The organism is Hymenobacter persicinus, assembly GCF_004167665.1.
In the GTDB taxonomy this organism is placed as follows: Bacteria; Bacteroidota; Bacteroidia; order Cytophagales; family Hymenobacteraceae; genus Hymenobacter; species Hymenobacter persicinus.
In genome coordinates this window covers 24,634-40,892 of record NZ_SEWE01000028.1, presented here as the reverse complement: position 1 = coordinate 40,892, position 16,259 = coordinate 24,634, and the positions used below count along the sequence as shown (strand labels likewise).

Here is a 16,259-nt window from a genome sequence, read left to right as displayed (position 1 = left end):
ACTATTTCACTATTTCCCCATCTCACCACATGACCTCCCGCGAGAAAATTCTGGCCGCCGTGCGCGCCAATCAACCTTATGAAACGCCGCTGCCCGACGTGCCGGACTTTGGCGGCGACAGTTCCCTGGACCGGTTTACGGCCGTGCTCCAGGGCATCGGCGGGCAGGTGGTGGAGGTTGCGGATGCTGCCCGCCTCGACGAAGTAGTGCGCCACCTCTACCCTACTGCCCGGACCGTGGCGGCCGAGGTAATCAGCGCCACCGTGGCTGTGACGCCGGAGACGCCCATCGAAACGCTGGCGGCCGTGGATTTGGCCGTGCTGCGGGGCGAGTTTGGGGTGGCCGAAAACGGGGCCGTGTGGCTGCCCGGGGCCAACATGCTGCACCGCGCCCTACCAGTGGTGAGCCAGCACCTGGCCCTGGTGCTGCGCCGCGCCGATATCGTGGCGACCATGCACCAGGCCTACGCCCGGCTGGGTTCGGTAGACAGCTACGGTATCTTCCTGGCCGGCCCTTCCAAAACCGCCGACATCGAGCAGTCCTTGGTCATCGGCGCCCACGGCGCCCGCAGCCTGACCGTGTTTTTGGTGTAGAAGCAACTTTGCTCTTGGGCCAATTGCTTCAACCAAGGTTGTCTTCTTACCCAGCGTTAGCCAGGGCCCGGTCCAGGTGCACGTAGCCGCCGTCGACGTGCAGGATCTGGCCGGTGGTGTGGCTGCTGCGCCTGGAGAGCAGAAAGGCCGTGGTGTTGGCAATTTCCTCGGCGGTGGTCATGCGCTGGCCGAGGGGAATGCGGGCCGTTATTTCGCGCAGCTTCTGTTCGGCGTCGGGCAGATTTTGGATCCACTTTTCGTACTGGGGAGTCCAGCACTCGGCCACTACAATGGCGTTGACGCGGATATTGTACTTGAGCAGCTCTACGGCCCACTCCCGGGTCAGGGCGTTGCGGCCGCCGTTGGCCGCGGCGTAGGCTGAGGTGTTACCCTGGCCGGTTTCGGCCGTTTTGGAGCTGATGTTGACGATGCTGCCCCCGCTTTTTTTCAGGGCTGGCAGCGCGTGCTGGGCCATCAGGTAGTAGTGCACCAGGTTGGAATGCAAGCTTTGCAGAAAGCCCACGTAACTGCCGTTTTCCAGCCCTACCCCGTCGTTTACCCCCGCATTGTTGACCAGCCCGTCGATGCGCCCGAACCGGGCCAGTACGGCCGCCACGGCCTGCTCACTGGCCTCCGGGTTGGCCAACTCGGCCACCACCTGCCCGGCCCGGCCCCCGGCGGCTTCCAGCGCCGCCACGGTGGCGAGGTTATCGGCCTCGCTGCGGCCCACAATGACGGGAATGGCGCCCTCGGCGGCCAGCACCCGGCAGATTCCCTCCCCGATGCCCTTAGCCCCGCCCGTGACGATGATAACGTGGTCTTTGAGCTCTAAATCCATGACGAGGCAGAAGTTAACAAGTTTCCAAGGGGCGGTGGTGGCGCAGCGCCAGCCACGCAGTTCGCGCTACTAGCCTTTCGAATAGGATTTCAACACTTGGCGGGAAGTACCCAGGCCGTCGATGCCCAGCTCCACCACGTCGCCGGGTTTAAGGTAAACGGGTGGGTTGAAGCCCAGACCTACGCCGGCAGGCGTGCCGGTGGAGATGATGTCGCCGGGCAGCAGGGTCATGAACTGGCTGATGTAGCTGATCAGGAAGGGAATGCGGAAAATCAGGTTGGCGGTGGTGCCATTCTGCATCATCTGCCCGTTCACGCTCAGCCACAGGCGCAGGTTGTCCACGTCCGGGATTTCGTCGGGCGTGACCAGGAAGGGACCTACCGGCGCGAAGGTGTCGCAGCCTTTGCCCTTGTCCCAGGTGCCGCTGCGCTCGAGCTGAAACTCCCGTTCCGACACGTCGTTGTGCAGGGCGTAGCCAGCAATGTACTCGTGGGCCTGGGCCTCGGTCACGTAAGAGGCCCGCTTGCCGATAACCACGGCCAGCTCCACTTCCCAGTCGGTCTTGACGGAGTTGCGGGGAATGATGATGTCGTCATTCGGGCCCACCAGCGCGGTGGTTGACTTCATGAACAGCACCGGCTCGGGCGGGGGCGTGGCGCCGGTTTCGCGGGCGTGGTCGGCGTAGTTGAGGCCCACGCACAGAATCTTCGAGGGCCGCGCCACCGGCGGGCCCAGCCGCGCGCCGTCGGCCACTTTGGGCAGCCGGCCTTCGTTTTGCCGCACGAATTCCGCCAGCCGGCGCAGCCCGTCGGAGGCGAAAAAGGCTTCGTTGTAATCCTCCCCAAAGGCGGAAACGTCGAAGTGCTGGTCGTGGAGGATGATTCCGGGCTGCTCCTGGTCGGGCCGGCCGTGGCGAATGAGTTTCATGGGGTGGCGGTTGGTTCTTGGTTGTTAGTTTTTGGCTTTTTTGGGGTGACTGGTGGGTATTTGGCCAACAACCATAAACCCAAAACCGAAAACCAATTCCTAAGTATTCAGCTTGATAAACCCGCCGTCGAGCGGATAGTCGCAGCCCGTGATGAAGGCGGCCTCATCGGAGCACAGGTAGAGGGCCAGGGCGGCCACTTCCTCGGGGCGGCCCATGCGGCCGATGGGCTGGCTTTTGGAGAGTTTATCAAAGATTTCCTCTTCCTGACCAGGGTAGTTTTTGGCCACAAAACCATCCACGAACGGGGTGTGCACCCGGGCCGGGGAAATGCTGTTGCAGCGGATGCCGGCGGCCAGATAGTCGCGGGCTACCGACAACGTCATGGCGAAGATGGCGCCCTTGCTCACGGAGTAGGCAAACCGGTCGGTGAGGCCGACATGGGCGGCAATGGAGGCCAGATTCAGCACCACGCCGCCGCCCTGGGCCCGCATGCCCGGCACGGCCGCGCGCAGGCAGTGGTAGGCGCCCTTCACGTTGACGCCGTACACCCGGTCGAAGTCGGCTTCGGCGGTGTTTTCCACGTTGCCCACGTGGGCAATGCCGGCGTTGTTGACCAGAATATCGACGCGGCCAATGGCCTGAAAGGCGGCCTGCACCGGCTCCGACTGGCTCACGTCGGCGGCGTACACGTGGGCTGTGCCCCCGGCCTGCCGGATCAGTTCAGCCGTTTCTTGGCCAGCTTCCGCCGTCAGCTCAATAATGTGGACTGTGGCACCCTGCCGGGCAAAAAGCGCGGCAATGGCTTGGCCGATGCCGCTGCCGGCGCCGGTGATGACGGCCTGTTTTCCCAGTAAGCTGAACATAGAGTAGTTGGGTTGAATCGGGCTAGTGCGCGGCGGCCACCAGCGGCACGTGGCGCACGGCCAGATTGCGCCAAGCAAAGTAGAAGACCACCACAAAGCACAGGGCCGGCACCACGTAGGCCGTTTGAATGGAGGTAAGATCGGACACCTGGCCCATGATGACGGGAAACACGGCCCCGCCCACGATGGCCATGATGACCAACGACGAGCCCGGCTTGGTGTTGGCGCCCAAGCCGCGGATGCTCAGCGAGAAGATGGTGGGAAACATGATGGACATGAAAAACTCCACGCCCACCAGCGCCAGTACCGCCGTTTTGCCGCCCGTGAGCATGGCCACGCCCGCCAGCACCACGTTGATAACGCTGTACAGGGCCAGCAGTCGGGCTGCCGCCACGTAGCGCAGCAGGAACGTCCCGATGAAGCGCCCGGCCATGAAGCCCAACAGCGCCCCGGACAGGTACAGCGCCGCCGACTTCTCCTCGATGCCTGCCACCCGGCCGGCAAACCGGATGAAGAAGCTGCTCACGCACACCTGGGCCCCGACGTAGAAAAACTGCGCCACCACGCCCCACCACAGGTTCTGCTCCCGCCACAGCGAGGTTTCGGCGCCGGGCGTAGCAGCCGTTGCCTCCTGGATTTCGGGCAGGCGGGTGAAGTAGAGCACCACGGCCACTATCAGCACCACCCCGCCGATGAGCAGGTAAGGCAGCTGCACGGCCTGGGCTTCCCGGGTTAAATAAGCCTGCAACTCGGCCGCGGGCATGGCCGCTTCCTGTTGGGGCGTGAGCGAAGTACCGGACAGAATAAAGTACCCGCCCAGCAGCGGGGCCAGCGTGGCAGCCAGCCCGTTGAACGACTGGGCAAAATTCAGGCGCTGGGCTGCACCTTCGGGGGCTCCGAGCACGGTGATATAAGGGTTGGCGGCAGTTTCGAGGAAGGTCAGGCCGCAGGCAATAATGAAGATGGCCGTCAGGAAAAAGCCGTAGTGCCGGGCCGCGGCGGCGGGGTAAAACAAAAAGGCGCCGACGGCAAACAGCAGCAGCCCCACAATGATGCCGCCCTTGTAGCCGTAGCGCTGCATGAACCTGCCCGCGGGCAACGCCAGCAGGAAGTAGGCCACGTAGGAGGCCGAGTCGATAAAGGCCGACTGGGCGTCGGTGAGCTGGCAGGCTTTCTTGAGGTGGGGAATCAGAATCGGGTTCAGATTCAGGGCAAAGCCCCACAGAAAGAACAGCGAGGTTATCAGACCGACGGCAAACAGCCGGTTGCGGGCGGGGGCAGTCATGCGCTTAGGCCGAAGCTAAAAGCTGACGCTGGAGCTGTTTTTCACGGCCACCGGCTGGTTGTCCTGGGCCTGGATGCTCACCTTCTGCAAGTTCCAGCCCTGGGCAAAGTCGACGGTGCCGGCCTTGGCGGTGCTGATATTGATGTTGTCGAGCTTGAAGTCGAGCAGCTTGGAAGTGGCCACGCCCTCGGCCGAAATGCCGGTGCCGGCCCCGGTGGCCGTCAGGTTCGAGATGCGCACGTTCTGGAAGTGCGGAATGCCGCGCTCCGCGGGCTCCACTTTGGCCAGCATGGCTTTCCAGTGGGCGGGTAGGGTCGCCTGGGTGTAGCCGGCCGGCAGCTCGGAGTAGCTGTAGCTCGGGTTCCAGTTCATGGTCATGATGATGGGCACGCGCACGCCGTCCATCTTGATGTTTTCCACCACAATGTCTTCCACGGTACCTCCGCGGTTGGTGGCCGACTTCAGCCGAATGCCGTACTTGGTGCCCTTCGCCGACAGGCCGCGGGCAATGACGTGGCGGATGCCGCCGGAGGTTTCCGAGCCGCAGGTGAAGAGCCCGTCGCCGGCCCCGGCCACGCAGTTCTGAATCAGGATGTACTCGGTGGGGCGGTTCACGCGCAGGCCGTCCCAGTCGCGGCCGGCTTTGAGGCAGAAGTTGTCGTCGTTGCAGTCGATGTCGCAGTTCTGCACCAGCACGTAGGAGCTCGAATCAATGTCGATGCCGTCGGTGCTCGGGCCGTGCCCGCCGATGTTGTTGCGCACGGTCAGCCCGTCGGCCGTCACATTTTTAGAGTACAGGATGTGGACGGTCCAGAACCCGGCCCGCTGGAGGGTAATGCCCTTGAGCGTGATGTTGGAGGAATTAGAAACCAGCACCGTGCGGGGCCGCTGGGCGTCGTAGTCGACAATCCAGCGCAGGCCTTTCGGGTCGTACTCCTTGCGCATGGCCCAGTATTTCTCCCAGAACGGCTTACCCTGCCCGTCCACGGTGCCCGCGCCGGTGATGGCCACGTTGTCCTGGTCGAGGATATTGATCAGGGCCGCGGGCCAGGTCATTTCCACGCCGGCAATGCGGGTCGGAATCTGGGGGTAGTCTTTCAGCTCCTGGCTGCCCAGCAGGGTGACGCCCCTGGGAATATCGAGCGTGACGCCCTTTTTCAGGAAGATGGAGCCCGTCACGTATTGGCCCGGGGCGAAGGTCACCACGCCGCCCTTTTTCGCGGCGGCATCAATAGCCTTCTGGATGGCCTGGGTGTTGAGGGTTTTGCCGTCGCCGACGGCCCCGTAGGTGGCGGCAGAGAAAAGGGTTTTGGCGGCCGGCCGGGTTTTGGCGCCGACCTGCTTCACCCAGGCGGGGTCTTGGTTGGCAGCGGGCGCCGGGGCGGGCGCCTCTAACGCGGTGAGCCAGGAAAACAGCGGCAGCAGAAACGAGAACAGCAGAGTCATAGCGGGTGGGATTTTGGCGGGTAGCGCACGGAAGACCAGGAAAAAAAGTCTTTAACTGGATGCGCGGCCGGGCGGCGGAACAACGGATTCCCACGGCCGCAGCTCCCAAAGCCTCGGCCACGCATCAGTTAAAACTCACTCTTTTTCACTCAGCCAAAGCTGCGTTTCTTCCCGGGTCTTACTCTCCCGTACCCTCCTGAAAATTCCGCCGCCGGGCCGAATATCCGCCGGCGCCGCCCCGGTGGGTGGGCGGTAATGGGCTGCTGGCAGCGGCAAACCCGGTTTTTTCTACCTTCACGGCAGCTACTTATAAAATTCGGGCTTCCCACCCTGCCGCGCTATTCGCTCCCCGATTATGTCTCTTGCCCCCTGGCTTGGGCTGCTCTGCGGCAGCCTGCTGGTGGCCGCCTGCCAGCCACCAGCCCCCGCACTGTGCGTGAGCATGGTGGGCGACGTGCTGCTAGACCGTGCCGTGCCCGCCGCCCTGGCCCGCGACAGTGCCGCCCTCTTGCAAACCACCCGGGCGTTGTGGGCCGGCAGCCGCTACGTAATCGGCAACCTGGAGTGCCCACTGACGATAGAAAACCAGCCGGCCCGCAAGCCTTTCGTATTTCGGGGCTCACCTTACTACGCCTGGTTTTTGCGAGACCTGGGCTTCACCCACGTTTCCCTGGCCAACAACCACACCCTCGACCAGCACGCCGGCGGCCTGTATTTTACTAACCGGGCTGTGCAGACGGCCGGGCTGCACCCGCTGGGCTATCAGGCTGACTCCCTGGCCGGCTGCCGCCCCACGCTGCTGGGCCCGGATAGTAGCGTGGCCGTGTTTGCCTACTCGGCTTTTTATCAGCGCGTGGCCGGGGAAGGCTGTCTGTGCGGGCGCGACTTTGCAGCTCTTTGCGAGCGGGTGGCGGCCTACAAAACCCTGTTTCCGGAGCGGGCCGTGCTGGTGTATCTGCACTGGGGCACCGAGTACGCCGACCTACCCAGCGCCGTGCAGCGCGCCCAGGCCCGCACCCTCATCGACTGCGGGGCGGCGGCCGTTGTCGGCTCCCATCCCCACGTGGTGCAGCCGGTGGAGTTTTACCGCGGCTGCCCCATCCTCTACAGCTTGGGTAATTTCCTCTTCGACCAGCAGGGCCGACAAACCGACCTGGCTTTGCAGGTCGACTTCGAGCTAGCCCAGGGCCACGTCATGGCTACCTACCTGCGCCCCCTGCAGCTGCACCGCGCCATTCCGTATGCGGCGGAAACTGCGGCCCGGGCGGCCCTGCTCACTCGGATCCAACGCTTGTTGCCGGAGGGGCCCCTCGGCCTTGACCCCGACGCAGCCCGCTGGCAGCTACGGGCCCCGGTGGCGGCGCCTGCTGGGCCCGGCTACTTTCCCCGGGAGCAAGTGCTGGCCGATTCGATGAGGGCGGGCACGGCGGTTCGGCTGCGCTTTCTGCCGCGGGCGGGATACTTTCAGGCGCATATTCGTACGGGTGCCACCCAAACGGTGCTGCCGCTGGGGTTTCCGCTGTATCAGTTTGCTCAGGGCGACGTGGACAACGACGGCCATCCCGATCTGCTAGCCGGACCCGTCAAGACCACTCACTTCGATTCCACGATGCGGCGGCGGCTGTTTGTGTACCGCGTGGCGCAGGGCCGGGCCACGCCCCGCTGGCTGGGCTCCCGGGTAATGTACCGGCTGCTGTACTTCAAAGCCGTGCGTGCTGCCCACGGCCTCACCTACGTGCGCACCATCGAGCAGCAACCCGACGGCCGGTACTGCATTGGCCACTATTCCTGGCGAGGCTTCGGCCTTATGCTCGACGCCTTCCCCGCCCGCAGCCTGACGCTGGAGGCGGCCTACGACCATTTTATTCGTTAACCTGCGCCATGAACCGCAATACGCTATGGATTATTCTGGCCGCTCTGGCCCTGCTACTGGGTGGCGGACTGTTTTTCTGGCTGCGCCCCAAGCCCGCCGCTCCGCCTACTGAAGCCTCCCAAACGCCTGCACCTATTCAGCCCGTCGGGGCCGGCCTGACGGCCACCGAGCACGACAACGGCTTCGGGGAGAAAATCCCGGTGACGCTGACCGAGGACAAAGCCCGGCTGGCCCAGCTCTATCAGCGCGACTACGTGAAGGAGTACTACCAGGGCGCTTCGCCCGAACCGGGCTCCGAAAGCAGCAACCGCGCCCCGCTGCCGGCATTCAATTATCGGCAGGAGTTGGCCGGCAAAAGCTACCTGGAGTTGCTGCTGCTGCGCAATACCATCTACGCCCGCAACGGGTACTGCTTTCTTAATGCTGCGGCCCGATCCTACTTTGCCAAGCAGAAGTGGTACCGCCCGCTGTGGACCTACGAGGACTCGGTGGAAATTCGGGTGCCGCTCAACCGCCAGGAGCTGGCCTTCGTGCAGCGCGTGTACGCCCAGGAAACCAAGCTACTGGCCCACCGCGTTTCCTCCCCAGCGGGCTTCCCCATGATTGGCTTCGACTTCGTGACCAACCAGCGCGAGCAGCTCGTCACGCCCGCCATGCGCACGGTGCTGAACCGCAACAACTTCGTGCTCGTGCCCACCCAGGAAGAGCAGATTTTCTACCTCTACGACCAGAACCAATACGACTACACGCCCAGCTTCGTGACCACCGACCTGGTGCTGCAACTGCTGCACAAGTACCTGAACGGCATTCTCAGCGACGTGGAAGAAAAGCGGCTGGTACCGGTAGTAAGCAGCATGCTGCGCAATGGCGCCACCCAGGCCATTGCCTTAGCCCAGCGCAGCCAGAACCCTCAGGCCCGGGCGGCGGCCGAATGGACGGCGGCCTACTACGGCGTGGGCTACACTCTGCTCACTGGCGGCTCCACTCCCGTCCCGGCCCAGTACGCTGACCTGGTGGCCGCCGAAGTGGCCCGCTGCACCGAAGCCGAAGGCAAGGGCTCGGTCCTGCTCCAGGATTCGCTGTTCGACTATTCTATGTGTAAGCCCCGGGGCATGTACACGCTCAACGACACCACCCGCCGCTATTTCCGAGCGGTAAAGTGGCTGAATACGGCCCCCATATTCCTGGATTCGGACGCCGGGCTGCTGCGGGCCGTGGCGCTGGCCCAGGCCCTGGCGGCGAGTCCGGCCGGCGAAAAAAACTTCCAGAACCTGACCCGGGTGCTCGACGTGCTGGTCGGCGACGAGGACAACCGCTCTTTGACCAACCTGCTGGCCGTGCTCAAAACCCGCTACGCGGGCCAAACCCTCGACCAGCTGACCGCGCCCGAGGTGCTGGCCCGCCTGCGCCCCGCCCTGGTAGCTACCGGCACCGACCGAATCCGGCCCCAGGGCGCCACGGCCAAAGCCACCGTGGCCCTGGAGCGGCCGAAGCTGTTGTTCACCGCTGGCCGCTACACCTTCGACGGAGAAATCCTGGGGCGCCTGACCAACGTGCTGCGCCCCAAAATGCCCCGCCCCTTCCCCAAGGGCCTCGACGTATTTGCCACCTTCGGCAACCGCACCGCCCAGGGCATCCTGCTCACCGATTACCGCGAAGCCCAGGCATGGCCTGCCTACCCCGATACGCTCCGGGCCTTGCAGCGGCAGTTTGCGCCGTTTAAGGCTTGGAATCAGAACCTGTATACCAAGACCATGCAGGCCCTGCTGGCGCTCAACCAGCCCTTCCAGGGCACCAATCCGCCTTATTTCACCCGCACTCCGGCCTGGCAGAAGCGCAACCTGAGCACGGCCCTCGGCGGCTGGGCTGAGTTGAAGCACGACTTGCTGCTTTACACTGAGCAACCCGCCGGGGCGGAGGCTGGCGACGGGGGCGACGGTCCGCCCCGCCCCCAGCACTTGGGCTACGTGGAGCCCAATCTGCCTTTCTGGGACGCCGCCCTGGCCTTGCTCATCCAGCAGGACCAGAGCCTGACCCACCTCAATGCCAACACCCAGCACCTGGCCGGCCTAAACCAAGAAATCCGGGAGCTGGTGACTGGCCTGCGGAATATGGCCCGCAAGGAAGTAAACCACCAGCCCCTGACCAACGAGGAAATGGACAAGATTTCCTGGATTGGCGGTGAGGTGGAAGGCCTGACCATCAACATTTTGAAAACTGCCCAGCTCCCCGACCGGGAACGGCATCTGGGCCTGGTGGCCGACGTGTACTCGTTCAACGGCGACGGGGCCAAGCGCGGCATCCTGGAGGAAGCCGTGGGCGCGGTGGATGCCCTGTACGTGGTAGTCGAAATCAACGGGGCGCCGGTGCTAGCCCGGGGGGGCGTGTTCAGCTACTACGAGTTTATCAGCCCCAGCCGCCTCACCGACGAGGAATGGCGGATGCAGCTGGCCCGGCAGGCCCCGCCCCGGCCCCAGTGGCTGCGCGAGCTGATTGTGCCCGTCAAGGAGCTGAGCGGCAAACAAGGCAGCCCGCTCGAATAACGGTTACCGTTTGCCCTGGGTCGGCGTGGGCCAGGCGTCGGTGCGGAAGGGCGAGGCGGGCAGGCCGGCGGCGTTGAACAGGTTGGGCATTGGCGACTTGCTCCAGCCGAAACGCACGGCCACCGGCTGCTTCACCGCGTCGCTCCAGACTACCACCGCGTTGCCCTCAATTACGGCCTGGGCGGGCCGGAATACGCTGTCGGGGCCGGCAATGGTGAATTCGCGCAAGGCTCCGCCTTTTGCCTGTAAACCGGCGGCGTGGTCGAATTGCAGCTTCACTCTGCCCTTACTTACGCTCAGGCTCCGGTACAGCGGGCCGGAATACGCCCGCTTCGGCTGACCGTAGTCGTGGCTAAGGGCCCACAGGGCGAGGCGGTGGCCCACGGTCTGCTTGTCGCGGGGGTGAATGTCGAGCGAGTCGCCCACGTCGGTGGTCACCACCATGCCGGTGTGCGGCACAGTTTGCAGGGTATGGAGCTGGGCCTCCCGGATTTCGGGGTTCTGGCCCTTGTGCGGGGCAATCTGGACGAAGTAGAAAGGCAGGGCGGGCTGCTGCCAGTCGTGGCGCCAGTTGGCAATCAGGGCCGGAAACAGGGTGCGGTACTGCCAAGCCCGCTCGGCGTTGCTTTCGCCCTGGTACCAGATGACGCCGCGCAGCGTGTAGGGCTGCAGGCCGCGAATCATGCCGTTGTAGAGTTTGTAGGGCGACTTATTGCTGGTCGCTTTCTGGGGCTCGGCGGGCTTGGGAGCTTTGGAGGCCGGGTTAGCGGCTTTTTCCGTTTTCCAGGCCGCCAGCGCCGTTTCGTAGGCCGGGCGCTGGGTCAAACCCAGGTCGTAGCGGGTTAGGATGGGGCGCAGCTCGGAGTTCTGCTCCAGCACGTCTTTCCGGGTCCAGGACTCGGCCGGCGTACCGCCCCAGGACGAGTGAATCAGCCCCACCGGCACGCCGAGCGTGGCGTGAATTTCCTGCCCGAAAAAGTAGGCCACGGCCGAGAACGAGCCGACAGTCTGGGGACTGCACACCACCCAGCTCCCCCGCACGTCCCGCTCGGGCGCGTCGGCCACTTTCTGGGCCACGGTGAACATGCGGATGGCCGGGTAGTTGGCGTTAGACACTACCTCAGCCTCGTTCACGACGCCCGTCATCCACTTCGAGCTGCCTTTGGCCACGGGAAAATTCATGTTCGACTGCCCCGAACACAGCCAGACCTCCCCCAGCAGCACATTACTTACCACCAGCCGGTTGTGCCCCTGAAACGTGAGCGTGTATGGGCCGCCGGCCTTGGTCGTGGGCAGGCGCACCAGCCAGTTGCCCTGTGCGTCGGCGGTGGCTTTAGCCGGCTGCTTGTGCCACCCGGCCGTGACGGTTACCACCTCCCCCGGCGCCGCCCAGCCCCAGAGCGCCACGGTGGTTTGCTGCTGGAGCACGAGGTTGTCGGTGATGAGGGCCGGCAGCGTAACGTCGGCGAAGGCGGCGCGGGCGCAAAGCAGGAACAAGACCAGCAGCAAGCCGGAAAATCGTAAGGGCTGATTCATAAAGCAGGGGTTAGCAGAACGGCACTCCGAGCATGCGGCGAATTAATCCAGGGACCGGGGAATTCCGCGGGCTGACGTCCGATTAGCAACTCAACGTCAATGCGCGAGATGCTTCGGCAAGCTCAGCATGACGTTCTTTTATTGTGGGGCTTGATTTGGCCGCCGTCCCTCAGGTAATCCGGAACACAAACGAAGACGAGGTCATGTACTTACCGCCCTGGGAGGCACCAAACAGGTATTCGGGCTTACCGTCGCGCAGCAGCAGCTGGGGCCGTTCGAGGCGGCCGTAGCGCTTGAGCTTGGCCGGGGCCGGGGGCTGCTGCACCCCGTAGTCGCGCAGGGGCAGGAAGGCAATTTTGGGGTAGGTCCACGCCTTGCCGTCCCGGGATTCGAGGTAGAGGCCGACTTCCTGGTTGTAGACCCCCATGTCGCGGGCCAGCAGGTGAAATTTGCCGTGCTGCTGCCACACGAAGGCGTCCTCGAACTGCTTGTTGTGGCCCAGCTTGGAGAAGTCGATAACCGGGTTGGCGGCGTCTTTCACGTAGGGTCCTTCCAGCTTATCGGCCACGGCAAGGCCGTATTTGCGGTTGCCGCGGATTTCCTGGCCTTTGGCGTCCTCGTACTCCCGGGTGTTCCAGGATTTATAGTAGAGCCAGTATTTGCCCGCGTGCTTCACAAAGGCCGGGTTGGTGGTGCAGTGGTCGTCCCAGGCGCCTGCCGGGCCGGGCAGCAGCAGGGGCTCGTCGGGGCGAGTCCAGGGGCCTTCGAGACTGGGCGCGGTGGCCAGGCCGATGCGCTTAGTGTCGGTTTTGCCGTTGGAGGTGCCCATAAAAAACAGGCAGTAGCGCCCATCCACGAGCTGAATGCTGGGGTTGTGGCAGGTGGTGGCATCCCAAAACCCGCCCCCCCGCGGGGCCAGCACCACTTCCCGAAACTCGAACGGACCCGCGGGCGAGTCGGCCACGGCCCGGCAGATTTCCGAGCCCCGCAGCCAGCCGCCCATGCCCCTGCTGGCTTCCCAGCGGGAGAAAAAGACGTGCACTTTGCCATCGGGGCCGTAAATCGGGCTGTTGCACCAGACGTAGTAGCCCTCCAGCTCCAGAGCCCGGCCCACGGGCTTCAGGTGCTTGCTGAAGCTGGAAAAGTCGGCTTTGGGAAAGTCGATGAGCCGACCGGCGGCAATGCCCGCCGCGGCCCGCGCAAACGGCGCCAGGGCCAGACCAGTGAGAAAAGTGCGGCGGGTGAGCATGGGGTAGAATTGTTGAGTCAGCTAAAAGGCTATTCTGGTTCCCCTCCTCAGATGAGGAGGGGTTAGGGGTGGTTGACCACGCCAGAACAATGACTGGAGCTAGTTCTAAAGGCCGTTCAACGATTGAACCACCCCGCCCTTCGGGCACCCCTGCTTGAAATAAGGAGGGGAACTAGCCTTGGAAACAACGCTACTGCACTTTCCCCGGGCTGCTGGTCGAAGTGGGCGTGAGCGTGACGGGGCCGAGCAGGCCAGACTCGCGCGGGGCCCATTTTTCGGCCGTGAACAGGCCGTCGGGGCCCCGGTTTTCCTTAAGTTTGCTGGCCATGTTGATGTTGTAGGAATTCTTGTAGGGCACGTGGCGACGGTCCATATCACTGGCGCGGTTGGCCATGCCGTTGCTCACGCTGACGACGAGCGTGTTGCTGGCCTTGAGCTGGCTTTGCGGAATGTAGACCTGGTAAACCGGCCCGATGAGCGTGCCCAATTCCTGGCCGTTGAGCTGGACGCGGGCACTTTCGGCCACCCGGCCCAGGTCCAGAGTCCAGCCTTCCGCGGTGCCGGCGGGTTGAGCAAAAGTAGTCGAGTAGGTGGCCGTACCGGAGAAGCTTTTCGCCGCGTCAGTACCGAGCGAGGTCCAGGAGCCGAGTGCCGGCAGTTGGGCCGGGGCCGGCAGCTCCGGGCCGCCCGCCACGAAGCGCAAATTCCAGGGGCCGGGCACGGGCTGGGCGGGGCCGGCGGCCTGCTGGTAGGCGTACAGCGGGCCGCTGAGGGCGGCGGTGCTGGTTTCGAGCAGGCAGGACTCGCCGGGCGCCAACTGCACGTAGGTTTCGAGCCGGCCCTGGGCCGAAGTGCGCCAGCGGGCCAGGCCCAGCTTTTCGGTCATTGGGTTGTAGAGGGCCACGGATTTGGTGCCCGCGCTTTGCAGCGGCACCCAGGCGGCCACCGGCTTGTCGCCCCAGTTAGTCACGAAGTAGTAATGCCCCTTGGCGTGGCGGCGGCGCACGAATTCCAGCCCGTTGTCGACCATGGTTTCGCGCTGCACCCCAGCGGCGGCCAGCAGCTTATCCACGTCCGAGCCGACGAGCACCGCGCCCTTACCCAGCGCAGCTTTGCGGATGCCGTTGGCTTCGGTGAAGTTGAACTGGCCCAGCAGCTTTTTCAGGGCGGCGCGGCGGTTTTCCAGGTTACCGAGGCCGGGCACGTCGGTGGGCAGCTGGTTTTGCACCACCAGCGTAGCGCCGTTGCGGGCCAGCTTCACGAACTGCTCCAGGGTCGCCAGCGGCACGAGGCGGGCGTCGGGCAGCAGAATAGTCTGGTAGGTGGCGCCGCCGGTTTGCAGAGTCTTGCCGGCGGTGGTTACCCCCTGCAGCTGTTTATCGGAAATGAAGTCGAAGCCGTAGCCGCGCTTGAGCAGCAGCTCCCCGGTGGCCCCCACGGGCAGGCCCTTGAAGCCGTGGTCGATGCCGTCGAAGTGCTGGAGCAGGACCTTGCCGGGCCGGGCGTAGGCGTCGTAGATGGGCAGGTACACCAGCACATCGTTTGAGGGCTGGCCGGCCTGCAGAAAGCTCTGGCAGTGGGCCACGTAGCGGTTGAGCTGGCCAAAGTCCGTCCAGAACGAGTTGTTGGGGTTGAAGTGGACGGCGGCGTAAAACAGCCAGCCCGGCCAGGCCGCCGCCTGGGGCGAATAGTTGGTGCCGTGGTAGAAGGTGTGATTCACGCCCCCGAGCAGCATCCGGTCCATGGCCTTTTTCACGTCCGAGAGCTTGGACAGGAAATGGTCATTTTCCCAGGTCGCCGACTCCGACGAGGTCAGCGGCTTGCCCGTGACGTGGGCGGCGGAGGAGGCAAACTTGATGCGCAGCAGGTCCTCCCCTTCCGTCTCGGGAATGTCGGTGGCGGCGTACAGGTCGAGGATGTTGGCCGGGGAGCCGTGGGCCTGGTTGCGAATCAGCTGCCCGCGGCCCTTGGCCCACGCGTGCCAGGTCTGGGTGTAGTTTTCGAGCAGCAATTCGGATATGGTTTCCCGAAAGTCGCTGAGCACGCGCTGGTGCTGGTCGGAAGTGGCGTCGGTGCTGAACAATGCCGGCAGCTGGGGGCGCAAGTCGTAGCCGCGGCGCTTTTGAAACTCCGTGAACATCAGCGGAGTCCAGTTGGCCTCGCCCTGGGCGTCGTCGACCTCGTAGGAATCGTTGAAAAAGGCCCGCACGCCTTTTACGTTGCGGCCCCTGAAGGCCTCGTCGAAGCGGGCCAGGTAGTGCTCGGTGGCCGTTTTGGAGAAGTGGTCGATAACGTCACCCTCGCCGCCGGGGCCGGCCCGCTCCACCTGCTTGCCGTGCCAGCCCTCGAATACGGCGTAGAGCGTCCACGAGCCCGCGCCGGCCGGGGCCGTCCAGGCCAGCTTGCCCGCGGCATCCACCTGGCTGGTCAGGTCCAGCGTCTGGCCCTTATCCGAATACGCCATCAGCGCCTGCAAAGGTAAAGGCTTCTCAAAGCGCACCTGGTCGAAAGCGTGCAGCTGCAGGTCTTTGTTGGTAGCAATGGGGTCGGTGAGCTGCTTGAGGTCAATGGGCACGCCCACGGTTTTGAGCAGGGGCTTCTGCACGTAGCCCACGGTTTCCGACAGGTTCTGGCCGCCCGGCACGACGTAGGTTTTGTAGGCCACGTACTTGCAGGCGTCTTGGGGCGTCACCCAGGGGCCGCCGAAGGGCCAACCCGAGGCCTGGGCCATGTCGACGCCGATGCCCAGGCGGCCGGCCTCGGTGAGCGTGTGCGTCAGCATATCCACCCAGCGGGGCGAGAGAAAGTTGATAAACTGGCTTTCGGTGCCCTTCACCCCGTAAATCGGCGTGATTTCGACCCCGCCCAAACCGGCCTGCTGGTACTGGGTGAGCAGGCGGGTCAGGTCGGCCTCGTTCACCGCGCTGCCCTGCCACCACCACCGCGTCCAGGGCTTGTTTTGCTGGGTGATTTCCGGCCAGCGCGGAGCCTGGGCCTGGGCCTCGGCCGGGTGCTGGGCCAAAGCAGCGGTGAGCAGCAGGGAAAGGGCGAGGGTGGTTTTCATAGGTCGGAAAGGGACACGGTTTCACTCTGGAACGTCATGCT

The 16,259-nt window shown here is 64.3% G+C and carries 11 protein-coding genes; 3 read left to right on the top strand and 8 right to left on the bottom strand.

Going from position 1 to position 16,259, the window contains the following annotated elements; genetic code table 11:
* The first annotated feature begins 29 nt into the window (after positions 1 to 29).
* Entirely contained in the window at positions 30 to 593 is a 564-nt protein-coding gene (locus EWM57_RS13600; protein WP_129921699.1) for a LutC/YkgG family protein, read from the top strand.
* 46 nt (positions 594 to 639) lie between these two features.
* On the opposite strand, the gene EWM57_RS13595 is transcribed toward EWM57_RS13600, so the two are convergent.
* The 5 genes from EWM57_RS13595 to EWM57_RS13575 all read right to left on the bottom strand — a co-directional run bounded on the left by EWM57_RS13595 (position 640) and on the right by EWM57_RS13575 (position 5,953).
* Entirely contained in the window at positions 640 to 1,431 is a 792-nt protein-coding gene (locus EWM57_RS13595) for an SDR family oxidoreductase (RefSeq protein WP_129921698.1), read from the bottom strand.
* A 69-nt stretch (positions 1,432 to 1,500) separates the two neighbouring features.
* Positions 1,501 to 2,358 (bottom strand): fumarylacetoacetate hydrolase family protein, encoded by an 858-nt coding sequence (locus EWM57_RS13590; protein WP_129921697.1) that lies wholly within the window; start codon positions 2,356 to 2,358, stop codon positions 1,501 to 1,503.
* A gap of 99 nt (positions 2,359 to 2,457) precedes the next feature.
* The gene (locus EWM57_RS13585; protein WP_129921696.1) at positions 2,458 to 3,222 is read right to left on the bottom strand and encodes an SDR family NAD(P)-dependent oxidoreductase; all 765 of its coding nucleotides are present in this window, start codon (positions 3,220 to 3,222) and stop codon (positions 2,458 to 2,460) included.
* 22 nt (positions 3,223 to 3,244) lie between these two features.
* Positions 3,245 to 4,507 (bottom strand): L-fucose:H+ symporter permease, encoded by a 1,263-nt coding sequence (gene fucP, locus EWM57_RS13580; protein ID WP_129921695.1) that lies wholly within the window; start codon positions 4,505 to 4,507, stop codon positions 3,245 to 3,247.
* Between the two features lie 15 nt (positions 4,508 to 4,522).
* On the bottom strand, positions 4,523 to 5,953 hold the full coding sequence (locus tag EWM57_RS13575) for a glycoside hydrolase family 28 protein (protein ID WP_129921694.1): 1,431 nt from the start codon (positions 5,951 to 5,953) through the stop codon (positions 4,523 to 4,525).
* Positions 5,954 to 6,308: 355 nt separating this feature from the next.
* Between EWM57_RS13575 and EWM57_RS13570 the strand changes: the two genes are divergently transcribed.
* Both EWM57_RS13570 and EWM57_RS13565 read left to right on the top strand, forming a co-directional pair.
* Positions 6,309 to 7,826, top strand: a complete 1,518-nt coding sequence (locus tag EWM57_RS13570; RefSeq protein ID WP_129921693.1) for a CapA family protein — start codon at positions 6,309 to 6,311, stop codon at positions 7,824 to 7,826.
* A gap of 8 nt (positions 7,827 to 7,834) precedes the next feature.
* Complete coding sequence (locus tag EWM57_RS13565; RefSeq protein ID WP_129921692.1) at positions 7,835 to 10,369, top strand: DUF3160 domain-containing protein; 2,535 nt, start codon at positions 7,835 to 7,837, stop codon at positions 10,367 to 10,369.
* A gap of 3 nt (positions 10,370 to 10,372) precedes the next feature.
* On the opposite strand, the gene EWM57_RS13560 is transcribed toward EWM57_RS13565, so the two are convergent.
* From EWM57_RS13560 to EWM57_RS13550, 3 genes are all read right to left on the bottom strand, one after another.
* Entirely contained in the window at positions 10,373 to 11,905 is a 1,533-nt protein-coding gene (locus EWM57_RS13560) for a sialate O-acetylesterase (RefSeq protein ID WP_129921691.1), read from the bottom strand.
* Positions 11,906 to 12,074: 169 nt separating this feature from the next.
* On the bottom strand, positions 12,075 to 13,154 hold the full coding sequence (locus EWM57_RS13555) for a glycoside hydrolase family protein (protein WP_129921690.1): 1,080 nt from the start codon (positions 13,152 to 13,154) through the stop codon (positions 12,075 to 12,077).
* Positions 13,155 to 13,344: 190 nt separating this feature from the next.
* Positions 13,345 to 16,218 carry a glycosyl hydrolase gene (locus EWM57_RS13550; RefSeq protein WP_129921689.1) on the bottom strand — a complete coding sequence of 958 codons (2,874 nt, stop codon included), beginning with the start codon at positions 16,216 to 16,218 and terminating at the stop codon, positions 13,345 to 13,347.
* Between the last annotated feature and the right edge of the window lie 41 nt (positions 16,219 to 16,259).